The organism is Microbispora sp. GKU 823 (genome assembly GCF_002027145.1).
GTDB classification, from domain to species: domain Bacteria; phylum Actinomycetota; class Actinomycetes; order Streptosporangiales; family Streptosporangiaceae; genus Microbispora; species Microbispora siamensis.
Window position 1 is genome coordinate 43227 of sequence record NZ_MWJN01000023.1, and the last position, 19007, is coordinate 62233.

At 70.2% G+C, this 19007-nt stretch carries 15 protein-coding genes, 4 tRNA genes and 2 pseudogenes; 14 read left to right on the top strand and 7 right to left on the bottom strand.

Annotated elements, in window-relative coordinates; translation table 11 throughout:
- Positions 1-117: 117 nt before the first annotated feature.
- Positions 118-1275 (bottom strand): acyl-CoA dehydrogenase family protein, encoded by a 1158-nt coding sequence (locus B1L11_RS14810; RefSeq protein WP_079315014.1) that lies wholly within the window; start codon positions 1273-1275, stop codon positions 118-120.
- Positions 1276-1360: 85 nt separating this feature from the next.
- Here B1L11_RS14810 and B1L11_RS14815 point away from each other — a divergent pair, with 85 nt between their 5' ends.
- Positions 1361-1780, top strand: a complete 420-nt coding sequence (locus B1L11_RS14815; RefSeq protein ID WP_079315015.1) for a PspC domain-containing protein — start codon at positions 1361-1363, stop codon at positions 1778-1780.
- A 1-nt stretch (position 1781) separates the two neighbouring features.
- Here B1L11_RS14815 and B1L11_RS14820 read toward each other — a convergent pair whose 3' ends face one another.
- The 4 genes and pseudogenes from B1L11_RS14820 to B1L11_RS14835 form a co-directional block, all read right to left on the bottom strand.
- On the bottom strand, positions 1782-3074 hold the full coding sequence (locus tag B1L11_RS14820; protein WP_079315016.1) for an MFS transporter: 1293 nt from the start codon (positions 3072-3074) through the stop codon (positions 1782-1784).
- A 188-nt stretch (positions 3075-3262) separates the two neighbouring features.
- A complete protein-coding gene (locus B1L11_RS14825) occupies positions 3263-3604 on the bottom strand; it encodes a metallopeptidase family protein (protein ID WP_030512067.1) in 342 nt (113 codons plus the stop codon).
- 12 nt (positions 3605-3616) lie between these two features.
- On the bottom strand, positions 3617-4447 hold the full coding sequence (locus tag B1L11_RS14830) for an ABC transporter permease (RefSeq protein WP_256862549.1): 831 nt from the start codon (positions 4445-4447) through the stop codon (positions 3617-3619).
- Positions 4444-5390: pseudogene (locus B1L11_RS14835) on the bottom strand (ATP-binding cassette domain-containing protein). Before B1L11_RS14835 ends, B1L11_RS14830 begins: the two are co-directional and overlap by 4 nt.
- A 68-nt stretch (positions 5391-5458) precedes the next feature.
- Here B1L11_RS14835 and B1L11_RS54835 point away from each other — a divergent pair.
- The 6 genes and pseudogenes from B1L11_RS54835 to B1L11_RS14865 form a co-directional block, all read left to right on the top strand.
- A pseudogene (locus B1L11_RS54835) lies at positions 5459-5608 on the top strand (TetR family transcriptional regulator); the annotation flags it as partial.
- Positions 5581-6093 (top strand): TetR/AcrR family transcriptional regulator C-terminal domain-containing protein, encoded by a 513-nt coding sequence (locus B1L11_RS14845; protein ID WP_079315017.1) that lies wholly within the window; start codon positions 5581-5583, stop codon positions 6091-6093. The pseudogene B1L11_RS54835 and the gene B1L11_RS14845, both read left to right, overlap by 28 nt.
- A gap of 57 nt (positions 6094-6150) precedes the next feature.
- Complete coding sequence (locus tag B1L11_RS14850; RefSeq protein ID WP_079315018.1) at positions 6151-7782, top strand: metallophosphoesterase; 1632 nt, start codon at positions 6151-6153, stop codon at positions 7780-7782.
- Positions 7783-7855: transfer RNA gene (locus B1L11_RS14855), tRNA-Glu, on the top strand.
- 109 nt (positions 7856-7964) lie between these two features.
- Positions 7965-8039 (top strand) — tRNA-Asp (locus tag B1L11_RS14860).
- 20 nt (positions 8040-8059) lie between these two features.
- Positions 8060-8136, top strand: a tRNA-Phe gene (locus B1L11_RS14865).
- A gap of 343 nt (positions 8137-8479) precedes the next feature.
- Here B1L11_RS14865 and B1L11_RS14875 read toward each other — a convergent pair.
- Positions 8480-9151 carry a hypothetical protein gene (locus tag B1L11_RS14875; RefSeq protein ID WP_143737275.1) on the bottom strand — a complete coding sequence of 224 codons (672 nt, stop codon included), beginning with the start codon at positions 9149-9151 and terminating at the stop codon, positions 8480-8482.
- A gap of 161 nt (positions 9152-9312) precedes the next feature.
- Between B1L11_RS14875 and B1L11_RS14880 the strand changes: the two genes are divergently transcribed.
- The 5 genes from B1L11_RS14880 (at position 9313) to B1L11_RS14900 (ending at position 15474) form a co-directional block, all read left to right on the top strand.
- Positions 9313-10512, top strand: a complete 1200-nt coding sequence (locus B1L11_RS14880; protein WP_179155153.1) for a sensor histidine kinase — start codon at positions 9313-9315, stop codon at positions 10510-10512.
- Entirely contained in the window at positions 10509-11171 is a 663-nt protein-coding gene (locus B1L11_RS14885) for a response regulator transcription factor (RefSeq protein WP_079315021.1), read from the top strand. Before B1L11_RS14880 ends, B1L11_RS14885 begins: the two co-directional genes overlap by 4 nt.
- A 467-nt stretch (positions 11172-11638) precedes the next feature.
- On the top strand, positions 11639-12466 hold the full coding sequence (locus B1L11_RS14890; RefSeq protein WP_079315022.1) for a cyanophycinase: 828 nt from the start codon (positions 11639-11641) through the stop codon (positions 12464-12466).
- 44 nt (positions 12467-12510) lie between these two features.
- Positions 12511-15243 carry a cyanophycin synthetase gene (gene cphA, locus B1L11_RS14895; RefSeq protein WP_079315023.1) on the top strand — a complete coding sequence of 911 codons (2733 nt, stop codon included), beginning with the start codon at positions 12511-12513 and terminating at the stop codon, positions 15241-15243.
- A gap of 157 nt (positions 15244-15400) precedes the next feature.
- Positions 15401-15474 (top strand) — tRNA-Phe (locus B1L11_RS14900).
- Between the two features lie 181 nt (positions 15475-15655).
- Here B1L11_RS14900 and B1L11_RS14905 read toward each other — a convergent pair.
- A complete protein-coding gene (locus B1L11_RS14905; protein ID WP_079315024.1) occupies positions 15656-16243 on the bottom strand; it encodes a TetR/AcrR family transcriptional regulator in 588 nt (195 codons plus the stop codon).
- A gap of 89 nt (positions 16244-16332) precedes the next feature.
- On the opposite strand from B1L11_RS14905, the gene B1L11_RS14910 reads away from it, so the two are divergent.
- Positions 16333-17238 (top strand): alpha/beta fold hydrolase, encoded by a 906-nt coding sequence (locus B1L11_RS14910; protein ID WP_079315025.1) that lies wholly within the window; start codon positions 16333-16335, stop codon positions 17236-17238.
- A gap of 296 nt (positions 17239-17534) precedes the next feature.
- Complete coding sequence (locus tag B1L11_RS14915) at positions 17535-18956, top strand: MFS transporter (protein WP_079315026.1); 1422 nt, start codon at positions 17535-17537, stop codon at positions 18954-18956.
- Positions 18957-19007 lie beyond the last annotated feature (51 nt).

Consider the following 19007-nt stretch of genomic DNA (forward strand, 5'->3'; position numbering starts at 1 on the left):
CCTCCGGACCTCGCCCGCGTCGCGGTGTGATCCGCAGAACACTCCCCAAGATGCAGGGTACAGAGAGTACCGCGTCTTCGGCGACGCGATTGTCCCCGATCGCGGTGAACAGAGGCGTCAGCGGAAGGCGTCGAGGCCCGTGAGCGCCTTGCCCAGCGTCAGCAGGTGCACTTCCTGGGTGCCCTCGTACGTGAGCACGGACTCCAGGTTGGTCATGTGCCTGATGACCGGATACTCCAGCGTGACCCCGTTGGCCCCGAGCACCGTACGCGCCTCGCGGGCGATGTCCAGCGCGGCCCGGACGTTGGCCAGCTTGCCGAAGCTGACCTGGTGGGGCTTCAGCTTTCCGGCGTCCTTGAGCCGGCCCAGGTGAAGGGCGGTGAGCCCGGCCTGGCCGAGCGAGACAGCCATCCAGGCCAGCTTCTCCTGCGTGAGCTGGAAGGCGCCGATCGGCTTGCCGAACTGCACGCGCGTGGTGGCGTAGTCCACGGCCGCCTCCAGGCAGGCCCGGCCCGCTCCGACCACGCCCCACAGGATGCCGTACCTCGCCTCCGTGAGGCACGACAGCGGGCCCTTCAGCCCCGCGACGCCCGGAAGCACCGCGGAGGCGGGCAGCCGTACGTCGTCGAAGTACAGGGAGGCCGTGATCGAGGCCCGCAGCGACAGCTTGCGGTGGATCTCGGCGGACGAGAAGCCGGGGGTCGAGGTGGGGACGACGAAACCGCGGATGCCCTCGTCGGTCCGCGCCCACACGACGGCCACGTCGGCGATCGAGCCGTTGGTGATCCACATCTTGGCGCCGTTCAGGATCCAGTCGCCGGACGGGTCCTGCTTGGCGGTGGTGCGCATGCCGGCGGGGTCGGACCCGTGGTCGGGCTCGGTCAGGCCGAAGCAGCCGATGGCCTCCCCTGACGCGAGCCGGGGCAGCCACTCCTCCTTCTGCTCGTCCGAGCCGTACTTCCAGATCGGGAACATCGCCAGCGACCCCTGCACGGACACGAACGACCGCAGCCCCGAGTCGCCCGCCTCGAGCTCCCGGCAGGCCACGCCGTACGAGACGGCGTCGAGCCCGGCGCAGCCGTATCCCTCCAGGTGCATGCCGAGGAGGCCGAGCGAGCCCAGGGCCGGGGCGAGTTCCCGAGCGGGGAACGTGCCCTGCTCGAACCACTCGCCGACGTGGGGGAGGACCTTGCCGGAGACGAGTTCCCTTACGGAATCCCTGATCAAGCGGTGCTCGGGGTCGAGCTGGTCGTCGAGTTCGAGGAGGTCGTCCATGGCGTCAGGGTATCCGGGCCCCCTCGGGGTAGGGCCAGGGGGAATCCCGATGTGCGCCCACCCCCCGGAGAGGCACTGTGGAGGTATGAACGAGATGAACACCAACGGTTCGGTCAAGCAGCTCCGCCGCACTCGGAACGGCAGGATCGTCGCCGGGGTGTGCTCGGGTGTCGCCGAGTACACCGGCATCGACGCCAACATCCTGCGCCTCGGGCTCGCCGTCGCGAGCTTCTTCGGCGGCCTCGGCGTCGGCATCTACGCCGTCGCCTGGCTCCTCCTCCCCGAGGAGGACAAGAACACCTCCATCGTCCAGGACCTCATCGACAAGAACAAGGACGGCCGGGTCTGGCAGGACGCCAAGGCCAAGTGGGACAACGTCCAGCAGGGCTGGAACCAGGGCCGCTCCACCGGCACCTCCTACCCCCCGCAGGCCCCGAGCTACGAGCAGCACCCGTACGGCCGGCCCTCCGCCGGCGACTCCCAGAACCAGGGTCCGCAGGCCTGACTCAGGTAGCGGCGGCCCGGACCTTGGCGATGATCTCCCTGCGCGACTCGGTCCAGAGCATGGCGAGCACGGCGGCGGCGCACAGCCCGGCCACGCCCGCCAGCGTCACAACCGGCTCTGGGCCGAGCCGCTGGGCGGCTGCGCCTCCCACGAGGATGCCGACGCCCTGGGCGGCCAGCAGGCCCGACTGCACCAGCCCGAACGCCGCGGCTCGTCCCGACGCCGGGACGCACTGGACGAAGGCCGCGTTGGCCGCGAGCTGGTAGGCCCCGCCGATGCCGGACAACACCCACAGGACGAGCACGCCCTCCAGCGGCGGCCGGATCACGCACAGCACGAGCGGAGCGCAGGTCAGCATGGCCAGCCAGCCCATGCCCCGCAGCCGCCCGGACGGCGTGACGAACCGCCCGAAGAAGAACGCACCGGCGACCGTGCCCGTCGGCATGGCCGCCATCAGCAGACCCGTGATGACCGGAACGGGTAGCCTCCCGTCGGCGAGCGCCGCGGCGTACGGCACCGCGATGCCCTCGGGGATCACGTAGAACCCGCACAGCCAGGCGAACAGCACGAGCGTGCGTAGCCGCCGTTCGCCGAACACCAGGCGCGCGCCGGACAGCGTCATCCGCCACATGGACGGCCGCTCGCCGTCCTCCCGCGCCGGCGCCGGGCGGTGCCGCACTCCCGCGACGATCACCAGGGCCGATCCCAGGAACGTCGCGCAGTCAAGCGCCAGCGCCCGATAGGGCCCGAGCACCGCGATCGCCGCGCCGCCGGCGGCGAACCCCAGCATCTGCACGGCCTGGTTGGTCACGTTCTGCAGGGCCGACCCCACGACGTACCGGTCGCCCTCCAGGACCTCGGGCAGCAGCGCCGCGCGGGCCGCGGAGAACGGCGCGCCGAGCAGCACCACGCAGAAGACCAGCGCGCACAGCACGGGAAACGGCGTGGCGGGCAGGGCCATCGCGGCGAGCATCAGGGCGCGCAGCGCGTCGCACCAGAGCATGACCCGCCTGCGCGGGTATCGGTCGGCGAGCCCCGCCAGCAGGGGTCCGCCGAGGATGGGCGGCAGGTAGGTCAGCGCGTAGACGGCGGCCGTGGCCAACGGCGACGCGGTCCGGCTGTACACCAGCACCGCGAGCGCCACCTGGGCGAGCTGGTCGCCCAGCAGCGACATGCCCTGTCCGAGCCACAGGGCCCGGAACTCGGGGATCGCGGCCACCTCCCGGTAGGTGGTGCGCACCTCCGGGGGACGGCGGTGCCGGCCGGACAGCCTGCCGGGCTTGGTGGCCGCCATCTCACTCCGCAGAGGTCGCTCCGCCGGGCGTGGCCGCCGGTATCCGCTGCGGCGACTTGATCTGACAGACCGTGGTCAACATGTCACTTACAGTGCCCGTCGGATGCGACTTTTGCAACCCGCTGACGTTCCCATTTCGCGCGGCGCGAACGCCGACCGCCGCCCTGACGAGCGGAAACGCCCGGATGTCACCAGCCGAGCTCGTGCAGCCGTTCGTCGTCGATGCCGAAGTGATGGGCGATCTCGTGGACGACGGTGACGCGGACCTCCTCGACCACGTCGTCCTCGGTCTCGCAGATCTCCAGCGTCGGGTTCCGGTAGATCTCGATGCGGTCCGGGAGAACCCCCGAGTACCAGTCGCCCCGCTCGGTCAGCGGAATGCCCGTGTAGAGCCCCAGCAGGCCGGGCTCGGGCGGGTCGTCCACCACCACGACCACGACGTTGTCCATGACCTTGGCCAGATCCGGGGGGATCGTGTCGAGCGCCTCGGCCACGAGCTCCTCGAACCTCTTCAGCGGGACGTCGATCACGTGCTCATCGTGTCACCGCGAGGCGGCCGTGCGGTAGCGCCGTACGGCGAGCGGTGCGAACACCGCGATGATCAGCAGCGACCAGCACAGCGACGCGGTCACCGGGTGCTGGAGCGGCCAGGAGGCGGCGGCCGAGCGGGGGTTGCCGAACAGCTCCCGGGCGGCCGAGACGACGGCGCTCATCGGGTTCCAGTCCGCGATCGCCCGCAGCCACCCGGGCAGCCCCTCCAGCGGCACGAACGCGTTGGCCAGGAACGTCATCGGGAACAGCCAGCCGAACGTCGCGGCGTCCGCCTGCGCGCCGTTCTTCACGAACAGCCCGATGTACGTGCCCAGCCAGATCATCGCGTACCCGAACAGGGCGAGCAGCGCGAAGCCGGCGAGCGTCTCCAGAGGGGTGCCGTGAGGACGCCATCCCGCGATCAGCAGGCCGCAGACGGCCATCATCGCGAGCGACAGCCAGTCCTTGGACAGGTCCGCGAGGCTACGTCCGGCCAGCAGGGCCCCGCGCGCGATGGGCTGGGCGCGGAAGCGGTCGATGATGCCGCGCGCCATGTCCTCGGCGACCGACGTGGCGGCGGCGACCGCGGACAGCGCCATGACCTGCATGAAGATTCCGGGCATCAGGTAGTTCCGGTAGTCGCCCCCGCCGGGCAGGCTGATCGCGCTGCCGAAGACGTACCCGAACAGGACGGTCATGATGACCGGGGCGACCAGCTCGGCGGCGATCTGGCCGGGCTGGGCGCGCAGTTGCGAGTAGCTGCGCCCCGCGATGACGAACGTGTCACTCAGAGCCCAGCGCAGCCGTTCCGCCCTCGTGGCGGGGGGTTCCACGGTGATCACGCCGCCTCCTTCTCCCTGGCGGGCGCGTCCGTGAGCGCCAGGAACACCTCGTCCAGCGTCGGCCTGCGCAGCCCCAGGTCCTCCACGCCGACCCCGGCGGCGTCGAGGGCCGCGGCGACCCTGACCAGGGAGGCGGCGCCGTCCGATACGGGCACGACGAGCCGCCGTTCGGCGGCGTCGATCTCGGGCTCGCCGGCAAGCACGCCGCGCACCGCCTCGACGCCGGGAGCCAGGTCCGCGGCGTCGCGGAAGGCGATGCTCACCCGGTCGCCGCCCACCTTCGCCTTGAGCGCGGACGGCGACCGGCCGCGACCACCCGCCCGGCGTCCATGACGGCGATCCGGTCGGCCAGGTGGTCGGCCTCGTCGAGGTACTGCGTGGTGAGCAGCAGGGTCGTCCCCTCGGCGACGAGCGCGCGCAGCTCGTCCCACAGCGCGAGACGGCTGCGGGGGTCGAGGCCGGTGGTCGGCTCGTCCATGAACAGCACCGGCGGGGAGACGATCAAGCTGGCGGCCAGGTCGAGCCTGCGCCGCATGCCGCCCGAGTACGTCCGCACCGGACGGTTCGCCGCCTCGGTCAGGCCGAATCGCTCCAGCAGCTCCTCGGCCCTGCGGCGGGCCGTACGGCGGGGCAGGTGGTAGAGCCGGCCGAACAGCTCCAGGTTGCGGCGTCCGGTCAGCAGCTCGTCCACGGCCGCGTGCTGGCCGGCGAGGCCGATGCGGTAGCGGAGCCGTTCGGCGTCCCCGACCACGTCGCAGCCGGCCACCCGGGCCGAGCCGCCGTCGGGGCGCAGCAGCGTCGTGAGGACGCGCACCATCGTCGTCTTGCCGGCGCCGTTGGGCCCGAGCAGGCCGCACACCGAGCCGCGCGGCACGTCGAGGTCGACGCCCCGCAGCGCCTCGGTCGTGCCGAACCGCTTGCGTACTCCTTCCGCATGGATCACGGGCGCTCCTTAACAGAGTTAAATTTAACAATGTTAAGGATGCATTGAACGCCGTTAAGCTGTCAACCGTGGCACTCGAACGCGACACGATCGTCAGGACCGCCATCCGGCTTCTCGACGAGGTGGGGCTGGAGAAGCTGACCCTGCGCAGGCTCGCGGCCGAGCTGGGCGTGCAGGCTCCCGCCCTCTACTGGCACTTCAGGAACAAGCAGGAACTCCTGGACGAGATGACCGAGGCGATCTCCGCGCAGGAGCCGCTGCGGCCGCTCGCCGAGGAGAGTCGTGGGAGGAGTGGCTGGCGGAGTGGTGCAGGGGTCAGCGCCGCGCGTTCAAGTCGCACCGCGACACCGCGCGCCTCACCGCCGGCACCCACCCTGGCACGGCCACGTTGCAGACGGTCGAGACCATCCTGGAGTCCCTGCAGCGGGCCGGATTCACCCGTACGGACGCAATGTGGGGTCTCGGCACGCTCGCGAGCTTCCTCGGCGGATTCGTGCTCGAGGAGCAGGCCGACCAGGAGCGGGGAACGAAAGACCCGGCCCTGTTCGAGGAGGCGCTGGAGAGCCTCGCGCCGTACCCGAACGTGCGCGCGGTCATGGCAGAGACCGGCGGCCCGCAGACGGACGCCTCCTTCGAGTACGGCATAGCGCTGATTTTGTCCGGTATGCGGGCACGTCTTGAGGCCAAGCCGGACGTTCGGTAACCGGAACACCGTGTTCTGGTAACCAAAAAGGCCGCGTCTTCGGGTAGTCAGGAAGGGATGGAGAACTCGCGGTTGAGGGCGTTCGCCCGGAAGACGGTCGGCAGTCGGCTCGCCCATGCGTCGGCCCGTGTGCTGGTGGTCGTGCTGGCAGCGGTGATCGGTGGATGGCTCGGGATGGCGTTCGGCGCCAAGGTGGACACAGCGGTCGGGCCCGCCGACATCGGGATGTCCCTGACCCCGTCCTGGAGCGGGGAGACCGTCATCGACGTACGGCCCCTCGGGACACTCAGCTTCGACAGCCACAACGGCCCGCTGCGGCTCGACCTGACGATCGAGGCGGTCCACCCGGACGTGGCGGAGGAGATCCTCAAGAACCCCCGGTGGGCCGACCGGCTGCCGACGACCATCGAGGCCGACGTCATCTCCGGGCTGCGGAGCCTCGCCGTGCGCGCGGCGCTGTTCGCCGTCGCCGCCGGGTTCCTCACCGGCCTGGTCGCCTTCCGGCGGCTGTCACGGGCGGCCTGGACCGCGGCGGGCTCGCTGGCGATGGTCGTCGTCCTCGGCGGCGTCTCGGCGCTGACGTTCAACCCCCGCTCGATCTCCGAGCCCCGGTACACCGGCCTGCTCACGGGCGTGCCGTCCCTGGTGGGCAGCGCCCAGTCGATCGTGACCAAGTTCTCCGAATACCGCGGCCAGCTCGCCAAGCTGGTGACCAACGTGTCCCAGCTGTACGAGGCGGGGTCGAACCTGCCGATCTTCGACCCCGATCCGGGCACCATTCGCGTGCTGCACGTCTCCGACCTGCACATCAACCCGCTGGGCTGGAATGTGATCAAGTCGCTGAAGGACCAGTTCAAGGTCGACCTGATCATCGACACCGGCGACATCAGCGACCACGGGACCAAGGCCGAGAACGAGTTCGTCAAGGAGATCGGCTCGCTCGGCGTCCCGTACGTCTACGTGCGCGGCAACCACGACTCGATGACGACCCAGCGGGCGGTCGAGAAGCAGAAGAACGCGATCGTGCTGGACGGCACCGCCGCCACGGTCAAGGGGCTGAGCATCTACGGCATCGGCGACCCGAGGTTCACCCCGGACAAGTCCGTACAGGCGGCGGGGGACGAGAGCAAGAGCCTCCTCGACCTCGGGCGGGCCAACGCGGCCAAGCTGGCGCCGCGCGAGTGGCCCAGGTCCGCCTCCACCTCCGCCCCGGACAAGATCGCCGCCGACATTGTGGCCGTCCACGACCCGACCGTGGGCCGGGGCCTGTCCGGGTATGTGCCGCTCGTGCTGGCCGGGCACGTCCACGCGCGGTCCACCGAACTGCTGCCCTCGGGCACCCGTCTGATGATCCAGGGGTCCACCGGAGGCGCCGGCCTGCGCGGCCTGGAACACGACGAGCCGACCCCGCTGACCGCCTCGGTGCTCTACTTCGGCAAGAAGAGCCACCGCCTGGAGGCCTGGGACGACATCACCGTCGGCGGCCTGGGCGAGCAGTGGATCCAGTGTGAGCGTCATATCGAGCCGGACCCTGGCCGTACAATTTCTCCCGAGTCGCCGCAGGCACCGTCGCCGACGGCAACCCGCAGCGGCTCGACGTCGCCGACCGCTTTGGCATCAGGGGCAAACGTCCCCTATGCTTCAGAGGTCTCCGACGGAAGGCGTCACGGAACAGGGCGAAAGCCTTGAGCCCCCATCGTCTAGCGGCCTAGGACACCGCCCTTTCAAGGCGGCGGCACGGGTTCGAATCCCGTTGGGGGCACGTGGAGCGCGTCGAGCGCACCGGATGACGGAAGGTCGAAGACCTCCCGGAAGCTGGTAAGCTAGGCGAGCCGAACAACACGGGGAAGCGAAAGCCCCCCGGACATAAAGGTCCTGTAGAGCAGTTTGGAGTGCTCGCCACCCTGTCAAGGTGGAGGTCGCGGGTTCAAGTCCCGTCAGGACCGCGTACGGCGGCAGCCGCCGAGGTCAGGTAGCTCAGTTGGTACGAGCGTCCGCCTGAAAAGCGGAAGGTCGGCAGTTCGACCCTGCCCCTGACCACCACCCTTGAACAGCCCAAACGCCCCGAGCAAATCGTGCTCGGGGCTTTTTTGATCTCCAGTGACAGCAACGTCGCTTTGCGCTCGGTGCTGAGTTGACCAGGCTGGCGCATGGTGCGGCCAGCGGGCCACTCTGCAGCAACTCTTCGAACGTGACGCTGATCATGGTGGCCGGTGACCAGGACGGGTGCGCCGACTTCATCTGCGCCATGACGCCGGCGACGTGGGGGCTCGCCATCGACGTACCGCTCTTGGTGCCGTAGCCGTCGGCCCCCGTCCGGTTGTTCCACGGCGGACGCTCACGAAAGCCCAGCTCATTCGATGAACTGGGCTTTCACTGGTCACTTCTAAACGGTCGCTGCCGCGCTCGCCACCCGCCGCGGACGGATGCCAAGCGCCAAGCCGATCAGGCCGGCGGTCATCAACGCACTCACCACGAGCTTGGGCGCCACATCGCTGGAGACGAAGTCGAGCACCTGACCGCCGGTGAGAACGAGTGGCACCCACAAGGACACGAGGCCGGCTCGCCACGCAGCGAAGGCCAGTACGAGGAGCCCGACCATCCAACCCAGGATCCAGACCGCAAACGACGCCACCACCAGCGCGTCCTTCTCGAGAGCATCGACGACCGGCCGGACCGCCTCCGTCTTCACGCCCCCTCCGGCGAGGGCCCCAAAAAAGGCGTTGTAGTGCCACAGGTGGATCGTCGAAAAGTAGAGGGCGGGAACGGCAAAAGCTCCGCCGATGGTGGCGACAAGGCGCTTGCGGCGCCCGACCGCCACGATCAGACCTGCCATCGCCGGCAGGAGCAGCAGATGCGTCAGCGCGAAGAGGATCGTCTCGATCCGCCAGGCACCGAGGCCGGAGGCGGCCACGTCGACGTTCGCCGCGGTCTCGGACACTTGATCAGGAAACATCAACCAGTAGAAGGCGTTCGCGACGCCGTAAAGAACGCCGCCACCGGCCATCGCGGCCGCCGCGAAACGCCGGCCGTACGGCCGGGTGGTCTGGTCACTCATCGAGATCTCCCGTCGTGATCTGTTGACAACGCAAGACGCTAGGAGCCTCGTACCGCTCCGGTCGTCGGCCGGGATGTGGACCGGCGGGTGGATGTCATCCGCCGCCCACTCCACCCATGGGTGGACGCCGTGTCGCGGGCGGCTCGAATACGCTCCCGGCCATGGCATGGGTTCGGGACATTGGACGGCGCAGGGGGGACCTCGCCACCGTCGCAGCCGGCCTCGCGCTGTTCGGGTTCGGCTTGGCCGAGCTCTACGTGCCGCTGCCCCCGTACGTCGATGGTGAGGGTCCCGATATCACCGCGCTGTCCGGCGCCTGGACGGCTGTGCTGACCGTGCTGCTCGCGGGTTACGGCCTCGCGGTCGCGGCCTGCAGGTCGTATCCACGGGTTGCGGTGGTCCTGGCCGGCGTCTGCTTCACCGCGCAGAGTTTCACGCCGCTCCTCCCGGAATGGCCGGTCGTGCCGCTCCTGGCATTGGTCGTAGCCTGCTTCGGCTGCGTCGCCGTCGGCGGCCGCCACGGACCGGTCATCGGGGGCGTCTCCTACTTCGTTTCGCTCGGCATCGAGACCACGGTTGCGGACGACCCTGACTGGGCCTTCATCGTCTTCGTCGCGCTCGCGGTCATGGGGCCGGCTTACGCTGTTCGCATGCGGCGAGCGCAGGCGGAACGTCTGGTCGCGTTGGCCATCGAACGGGAGGCCGCCGCGCGCCTCGACGAGCGGCTACGGGTGGCCCGCGAACTACACGACATCGTCTCGCACGGCGTGACCGTGATGGTGCTGCAGGCCGGAGCCGCCCAGGCCGTGCTTGACTCAGACGCGCGGCAGGCCCGCGAGTCGCTGGACGCGGTGCAGGATGTCGGCCGCGACGTCGTCATCGAGCTGCGCCGGTTGCTCGTCGTCCTCCGTGGCGCTGAGGGCGGTACGGAGCGGCTTCCTTCGCTACGGCACCTCGACCCGCTACTGGCCGGAGTGCGGGCCGCCGGTGGACAGGTCGACGTCACGGTTAACGGCGACCTCGGCAGGGTGCCCGCAGCCGTCGACGTCAGCGGCTACCGGGTGCTGCAAGAGGCCCTGACCAATGCGGCCAAACACGCGCCGGGTGCCACGGTCTCGGTCTCGATCGATGTCGGACGCACAGATCTGCGGGTGCGCGTCGTCGACAATGGTCCGCGGGCCGGCCGCCGAAGCGACGGCAGCGGCTACGGGTTGACCGGGATCAGCGAGCGTGTGGAACTCTTCGGGGGAACGGCCAGCAGCGGTCCTCGGGAAGGCGATGGGTTCGAGGTGCGCGTCGAGTTGCCCCTGAGCGCGAAATCCATGGCACCCGCGCTGACGGAAACGGGGGCACCGGGGTGACGCGCGTTCTCATCGCTGACGACGAGGCGCTCATACGCGGCGGTCTGCGGATGATCCTCGGCACTCAGCCCGACATCGATGTGGTCGCAGAGGCTGCGGACGGCGAGCAGGCGGTGTTGCTCACCGCCCGACACCAACCGGACGTTGTGCTGATGGACATCCACATGCCCCGGCTCGACGGCATGGCCGCGACCGAGCAGATCTTGGCGGACCGCCCCGGCCGCCGAGTCGTCATGCTGACCACGTTCGACCTCGACGAGTACGTCTACCGGTCGTTACGCGCCGGCGCCTGCGGATTCCTGCTGAAGACCACTCCGCCGAAAGAACTGGCGAGCGCGCTGCGCGCTGCCGCACGTGGAGACGTGCTGCTCTCACCGGAGATCACCCGCCGCCTGATCGACCACTACACCGCGATGGCTCCGCCGGTCAGCGCCCCCGGACTGGCACACCTGACCGGCAGGGAGACCGAGGTGCTGCGGTTGATGGCTCGGGGGCTGTCCAACCGTGAGATCGCCGGGGAACTCTTTCTCGGCGAGGCGACCGTGAAGACGCACGTCAACCGCATCTTGGCCAAGCTCGGCGTGCGGGATCGCGTGCAGGCGGTCGTGCTCGCCTACGAAGCCGGTGTGGTGCGGCCTCGACGCGAGGCGCGCACATAACGGATCTTGCCAACGCTGTTGCTGACGACGGCCCGGGACTACCACGGACGGGTCTGGACTCGCCGAGGCCGGACATCCCTTCTGAGCAGGTGCTCGTGTCGACGGTGGACGCCTGTAGACATCTCCGACCGACCACGCCATGGCAAGACCAATTCCGATCTTCGGGAGTGGCCTTTGGGATGCCTGCTGTACAGCCGCAGTGTCGGGTCTGAGGGCGCCCGAGAGCAACTGACCAGGTTCCGCCGCGGATCCTTAGCCCGCCGAGAAGAGCGTGATGGGCTGCATCGACTCGTCGACGAGCCACGGGTGCCGCACAAGCCAACCGGGGCGCGGCCGGCACGTCCGCGGCGCCCTGCGCTCCGAGTAACGCGAGCACCCGCGCTCCCAAACCGGCCCATACATGGCCGAACTAGTTGCTCTCGGATGATATTCGACGCCTAAGGGTAACAACTGGTCGAGGAGGGAGCATGGACGCGGACGAAGGGCGTAAGCCTGGTGATCCGGGCCGCCTGCTTGTCATCGGGGGCGCCGAGTGCCGCGGTTCCGGCCTGCTCGAGCGGTTCGTGGAGCTGTCCGGCGGCGAGGCGGCCCGGATCGTGCTGGTCACTACGGCCACCGGGGCGCCCGAGGAGGTGCACGCCGACTACGAGCGGGTGTTCCGCAAGCTCGGCGTGGACCACACCAGGGAACTGCGGCTGCGCGGGCGCTCCGACGCCGACGGCGACAACGCGGCCAAGCTCCTCGACGACGCCACAGGCGTGTTCTTCTCCGGCGGCGACCAGTCGCGGCTGCGGGCCCTGGTCGGCTCGCGGGCCAACGAGATCCTGCGCGAGCGGCTGCGCGCAGGCGGCGCGGTCATCGCCGGGACCAGCGCCGGCGCCACCGCCATGGGCCGCACGATGATCCTCGGCGGCGAGGGCCCCGGCGTGTCCGCCGCCACGGTCCGCACCGGCCCGGGGCTCGGCCTGCTCCCGAGGGCGCTCATCATCGACATGCACTTCAGCGAGCGCGGCCGGCTCCCCCGGCTGCTCAGCGCCATGGCGCTCGACCTGGAGTACCTGGGCGTCGGCATCGGCGAGAACACCGGGATCCTGGTCGACGGCACCCGCTTCGAGGTGCTCGGCGCCGGCGTGGCCACGGTGGCCGACGGGCGGAACGCCACGGTCATCCACGCCGCCGGGGACGAAGACCCGATCACCCTGTTCGGCGTCCGGCTGCACCTGCTGCCCGCCGGGTGCGTCTTCGACATCGCGACCGGCGAGGCCACCATCGGGCCCGCGCACGACCGGTACTGATCACCGCCAGCCCGATCATCCGCCCAACCCTTGGGGAGTGTCACGTGCGTCTCGACGACCTGCGTCACCTGAGCGGACCCAACTCATTCAGCACCCGGCCGGTCACCGTCGCGCGGCTCGAGCTCGAGGAGCTGACCGGCCGGAACACCACCGAGTACCCGGGCTTCGCCGGGCGGCTGACCGCGGCCCTGCCCGGGTTGGCCGAACACCACTGCGCGGCCGGGCGTCCGGGCGGGTTCCTGGAGGCGATGGCCCGGGGCACCTACTTCGGCCACGTAACCGAGCACGTGACGCTGGAGCTGTCCAGCCTGGTGGGCCGCGACGTGTATCTGGGCCGGACCATGTGGGCCGGCGCCGACGGCCGCTACGACGTGATGACCGAGTGCCCGCAGGACGAGCCCGCGCAGTCCTCGGTGCCGGCCGAGCTGCTGGAACTGGCCATCACCACGGTCAAGCACATTCTCCTTGAGCGCATCCCCGACCTGCCGCTCGAACTGGCCAGGATCGCTCGGGTCGTGGAGCGGGAGCGCCTCGGCGTGAGCACGGCCGCGCTCGCGGGCGCGGCCCGCCGCCGGGGGATACCGGTCCGCCGGGTCGGCCAGCTGAGCATGCTGCGGCTCGGATACGGGCGCTATCGCCGGCTGGTGTGCGCCGCGCTGACCGAGCAGACGTCGGTGATCGGTGTGGACATCGCGGCCGACAAGATGCTGGCCAAGCAGCTGCTGACCGACGCGGGCATCCCGGTGCCCGATGGGGTGGTGGCCTGGAGCGCGGCCGACGCCGCCGGGGCGCTGGGCCGGCTCGGCGGGCCGGTCGTGATCAAACCGCTCCACGGCAACCACGGTGCCAACGTGACCGTCGGCGTGACCACCGCCGCGGCCGCGGCCGCCGCATACGCTCAGGCGGCGGCCGACGGCGAGGGCGCGATCGTGGAGAGGTTCGTGCCCGGCACCGACTACCGGGTGCTGGTGGTCGACGGCCAGGTGGTGGCCGCGGCCGAGCTGCGGCCGGCCTCGGTGACCGGCGATGGTGTCTCTGACATCACCCAACTCGTCGACATGGTGAATGCCGACCCGCGCCGGGGCGAGGGCCACTCCCGAGAGCTGACCAAGATCAAACTGGACGAGCACGCGCTCGCGCACCTGGAGGCCCAGGACCTGGGCCCGGCGTCGGTCCCGGCCCGCGGCCAGTTCGTGACCCTGCGCCGGAACGCGAACCTGTCCACCGGCGGAACCAGCCGCGACGTGACCGACCTGGTGCACGAGGACGTGGCCGACATGTGCCGCCGGGCCGCGGCCGTGGTCGGCCTGGACGTCTGCGGCATCGACGTGCGGCTGGCCGACATCGCGGCACCGATACGGTGCGGCGGGGCCGGTCACGGCGGGGCCGAGCCTGGCGCGGTGATCGAGGTCAACGCGTGCCCGGGGCTGCGGATGCACCTGTCCCCGGCCGAGGGGGCGCCGCGGGACGTGGCCGGCGCGGTGATCGACAGCCTGTACCCGCCCGGCGCCCCATCTCGGGTCCCGGTCGTCGCGGTCACCGGGACCAACGGGAAGACCACGACGGTCCGCATGATCGGCCACATCCTGAGCAAGGCCGGGATGCGGGTGGGGATGTCCACCACGGACGGGGTCTACTCCGGCGGCCGGCTGGTCTACGACACCGACGCCTCGGGCCCGCGGTCCGCGGACATGGTGCTCGACGACACCAGCATCGAGGCCGCGGTGCTGGAGACGGCGCGCGGCGGGATCATCCGCGGTGGGCTCGGCTACGACCAGGCCGACGTGGCCGTGGTCACCAACATCACCGCCGACCACCTGGGCGCGGACGGCGTGGAGGATCTCGACGAGCTGGTCGAGGTGAAGGCGCTGGTCGCCGAGGAGGTTCGCGAGGGCGGGACCGTGGTGCTGAACGCCGACGACCCATTGGTCGCCGCGCTCGCCGACCGGCCGCGGGTGCGCAGGAACGCGTCCGTGATCAGGTATTTCAGCCTGGTGAACGGCAACCCGCTCATCGAACGGCACCGGCAGGCGGGCGGCCTGGCGTACGAGCTTCGCAACGGCGAGCTGGTCGAGTTCGATGCGGACCGGGATCGGGCGCTGCTCAGCGTGGCCGAGCTGCCCGGCGCGTTCGGCGGGCTCGCCCCGCACGTGATCGCGAACGCGCTGGCCGCGGTGGCGGCCTGCCGCGGGCTCGGGGTCAGCGCCAAGGACATCCGGCGCGCGCTGGGCACGTTCACGCCGGGCGAGTCGAACCCGGGGCGCGGCAACGTCTACCTGGCCGGCGGCGGCCCGGTGATATTGGACTACGGCCACAACGCCGCCGCGCTCGACGCGACCGGCCGCATGATCAGCGACGTCTGGGGCGGCGAGCCCGTGGCCGCGATCACGCTGCCCGGCGACCGCCGCGACGATCTGGTGGCCCGCTCGGCCGAGGCCGTCGCCGCGTGGTTCGGCCGGGTCGTCGTCTACGAGGACGCCGACAAGCGCGGTCGCCGCCCCGGTGAGATGACCGGCCTGATCATGGCGACCATGCGCCGGGCCCGGCCCGGCATCGGCCTCGCCACCGCCGAAGGACCGCAGGCCGCCCTGCGTATCGCGGTCACGATGGCCGCCGGCCACCCGGTCCTGTTCGTCTACGAGAAGCTGGCCATGGCCCGCCAGGCCCTCGATGCCCTGAACGCCCGCCCCTGGCCCGCCGGCGCAGTCCCGCCCGCACCCGCCGACGCCGGTCCCGCCTGCTCCTTCCGTCGAGACGCCGCAATCACGGATGACTAAAAGCCCCCTCCGGGGGATGAAGGCGAAGGGGTGAGCTGCCGAGGATTCTCGGAACGCTTCGAGCCTGTGCCGCCGACTACAGGACGTGGGGCTGACGACAACGTTGGCCACCACGAGCACACCGCGGCAGCCGTCCACAGCCTTCTGGCCTCGTGTCGGTCGAGCGGAGCAGGGCGGCCGGTCTGCCTGAAAAGCGGAAGGTCGGCAGTTCGACCCTGCCCCTGACCACCATCATTGAACAGCCCAAACGCCCCGAGCCGATCACGGCCGGGGCGTTTTGGTGTTCTCTGACGGCAACGGCGGCGGACGCTCAGGTCCTGCCGTCAGGCTCAATGCATCAGCGCATGCTTGAGGCCGGGCTGGATTTCGCGGAACGATGCGAAGAGATCTTGCGCTTGGCGCCACGGCGTTATCAGCCACAGAAAATGCGGTCCAGGTGGCGGTCCACGGCGTCGAGGACTGTCTCTTCGGTGTAGTGGCCAATCAGGGTCGGGTTGACCAGCCCCTGAGTGATGGCGAACAGGATCACGGCTTCTCGCTCGGGAACCAAATCCGCCGGAGCCTCGCCGTTCTGCTGAGCGCGCCGGATCTGCTCCGCGAAGAAGACGGCATGGTAGGGGTAGCCCTCGCGCAGGGTCGCGGCGTACACCGGTTCGACCGCCGACCGGGCGAGGAACGCCAGAGCGATCCGGGCCTCAGTGCGCCGCTCGTCGTCCAGGGGCAGCATCTCGATGATCGCGCTACGGATGAGATCACGTGGTGAGCGGGGATCAAGGCACGCGTTGACCCGCTGGTAGATGCGCTCGTGCACGTGGATCAGTGCGAAGATCATCATCTGATCCTTGGTGGCGAAGTAGTGCTGGATCCTGCCCATGGACACCCCGGCCTCCGCCGCCACGTGTCGCAGGCTGACGCCTTCCAGTCCCTCGCGATCAACGATTCGTAGCAGCGCGTCGGCTATCTGCCTGCGCCGAGCCTGATGATCCACCTGTTTGGGCATGCCAGTCCAATTTTCCAATGCAGTCGCATTGAAAACTTCCCGTCCCGCTTTTACGATGCAACTGCATTGTATCCCCTTGAAGGAGGAGCATGCCTATCCAGACGACGCGCCATAACGCGGTGGAGATCGCCTACGAGACGTTCGGGTCGCCGGATGGCGAACCGCTACTACTGATCATGGGTACGGCCATGCAGATGGTGATGTGGCCCGACGACCTGTGCGCCATGCTGGCCGAACGCGGGTTCGCCGTGGCCAGGTTCGACAACCGCGACGCCGGCCTGTCGACTCACTTTTCTGAGGCTGGGCGGCCGGGCCTGGCCAAGGACTGGTTCAGGGGCGGCAGAGCGGCGGCGTACCGGCTGGAGGACATGTCCGACGACGCCCTCGCGGTGATGGACGCGCTCGGGTGGAGCAACGCGCATGTCTTCGGGGCGTCGCTGGGCGGCGTCATCGCCCAGCTCACCGTGATCCGGAGCCCTGAGAGGGTGCGCACCCTCACCGTCTCCTCCAGCTACGCCGGCTGGAAGCGCGGCAGGGTGAACATGTGGACCGTGCTCAGGCTGATGCTCAGCCAGAGCCTCAAGAGGTACCCTCCCGAGCGGGAGGGAGCGGTCCAGCGCGTCGTCGACGCGATGCGCATCCTCGGGTCCCCCGGCTACCCGCTCGACGAGGCATGGTGGCGTCACGCTGCACGGGTGTCCTACGAGCGCGACGCCAGCCCCTCGGGCGGAGAGATGCGCCAGTCTGCCGCGGCTGCGGCAACCGGTGACTTGCTGCCTCGGCTGGCCACGATAGACGTGCCCACCCTGGTCATCCACGGCGAGGACGATCCGATGATCCGGCCGCGCTCCGCGAAGGAGATCGCCGCCGCCATCCCCGGAGCCCGCCTCGTCCTCTATCCGGGCATGGGGCACAACCTCCCACGCGAACTCTGGCCCGCCATCATCGACGAGCTCTGCACTCTGACTGGCCGTACGCAGCCGGCCACCGACTGAAACGCGGGGTGCTCCCCTTGGGCTCGACCAGGTCGAGCACGCCACGTGCCCAGTCGACCCACAGCGCCCCCTGCATCACAACGACCGCTCCGCCCAGCGCCTCGTCGCAGAGCCGGCGGCACCTCTCCTCGTCGCCGGCGAGGGCCGCCGGATAGGCCAGGACGCCACCCGCGCGCCGCACGCCTCGGGCGGCTCCGTTCGGGCGCATCGCACGGGCTTCATGACCTCATGCGTAATCGCCGTGATGCCGTACCCGCCGCGAAGCTGAGCGTGGAACGGCGCGAGCAGGAGGAGAAATGACGACCATAACGTCACCGCGGTCGACACCGGTTGCGGCGAACGGCAGCAGCGCCGGCTGGGGAAGCCTGCTGGTGCTCCTCACCGGTGTCTTCATCACCACCCTCGACTTCTTCATCGTCAACGTCGCGATCCCCGCGACACAGCGCGAGCTGAACGCGAGCCCGTCGGCGATCCAGTTCATCGTCGCCGGATTCGGCATCGCCCTGGCCTCCGGGCTCGTCCTCGGCGGGCGGTTGGGTGACCTGTACGGGCGTCGGCGGCTCTTCTCGATCGGCCTGGCCGTCTTCACCCTGGCCTCGGCCGCCTGCGGCGAGGCCCCGAGCGCCGGGTTCCTCGTCGGCGCCCGGGTCGTCCAGGGCGCCGGGGCGGCTCTGCTGATGCCGCAGGTCCTCGCCATCATCAACACCCTCTACACCGGCGCGCACCGGACCAAAGCGTTCAACGCCTACGGCATGGCCCTCGGCTTCGGCGGCGTGTTCGGGCAGCTCATCGGCGGCGCGCTCATCAGGGCCGACATCGCCGGGCTCGGCTGGCGCAGCATCTTCCTGATCAATGTCCCGGTGGGCGCGGTCACTCTGCTGCTGACCCGGCGGCTGATCCCCGAATCACGGGCCACCGGGGCCCGTCTGGACCTGACCGGCGCCGCGCTGGTCTGCCTGGGCCTGGTGGCCATCGTGTACCCGCTCGTGCAGGGCCAGCAGCAGGGCTGGCCGGCATGGACGTGGCTCTGCCTGGCCGCCGCCGTCGCCCTTCTGGCCGCCTTCGCCCTGCACCAGCGCCGGACGGCGGCGCCCCTGATCGACCCGGCGCTGTTCCGGCACCGCTCGTTCTCCGCCGGTGTGGTCGTCAGCCTGATCTATTCGATGACGACGGGCTCGTTCTTCCTGGTCCTGGCGCTCTACCTACAGGAGGGCCGCGGCCTGGACGCTCTCGGTTCCGGCCTGATCTTCCTTCCCCTTGGCCTCGGCTACTTCGTCTCCTCGGCCCTGTCCGGACGGATCGCGGCCCGGCTCGGCCGCCAGGTCGTCACCTTGGGAGCCCTGGTCGTCGCACTCGGGTACGCGGCTCTGGCCGAGACGGCCTCGGCTCTGGACACCGGGCGTCCCGTCGCGTGGGTCATCCCGGGCCTGCTCGTCGCCGGCGCGGGAATGGGCTTGATCATGGCTCCGCTGCCCGCGATCGTCCTGGCGGGGACCGATCCCCGGCACGCCGCCGCGGCCTCGGGCGTCCTGAGCACGGCTCAGCAGGCGGGCGGCGCGATCGGTGTGGCCCTGGTCGGGATGGTCTTCTACGGCGCCCTTGGCGCTCCCACGCCGGCTCACTACCCGCACGCCTTCGCTCTCGGCCTGGCTCTCCTGGTCGGTCTGGCCGCCGCCGTCGTCGCGCTGGTCCAGGCGCTGCCCCGCACCGCCCGCTGACCCGGGGCCGAGCCCGCGAAGTCGAGAGAAGAGGGGCTGGGCCTGCACCGT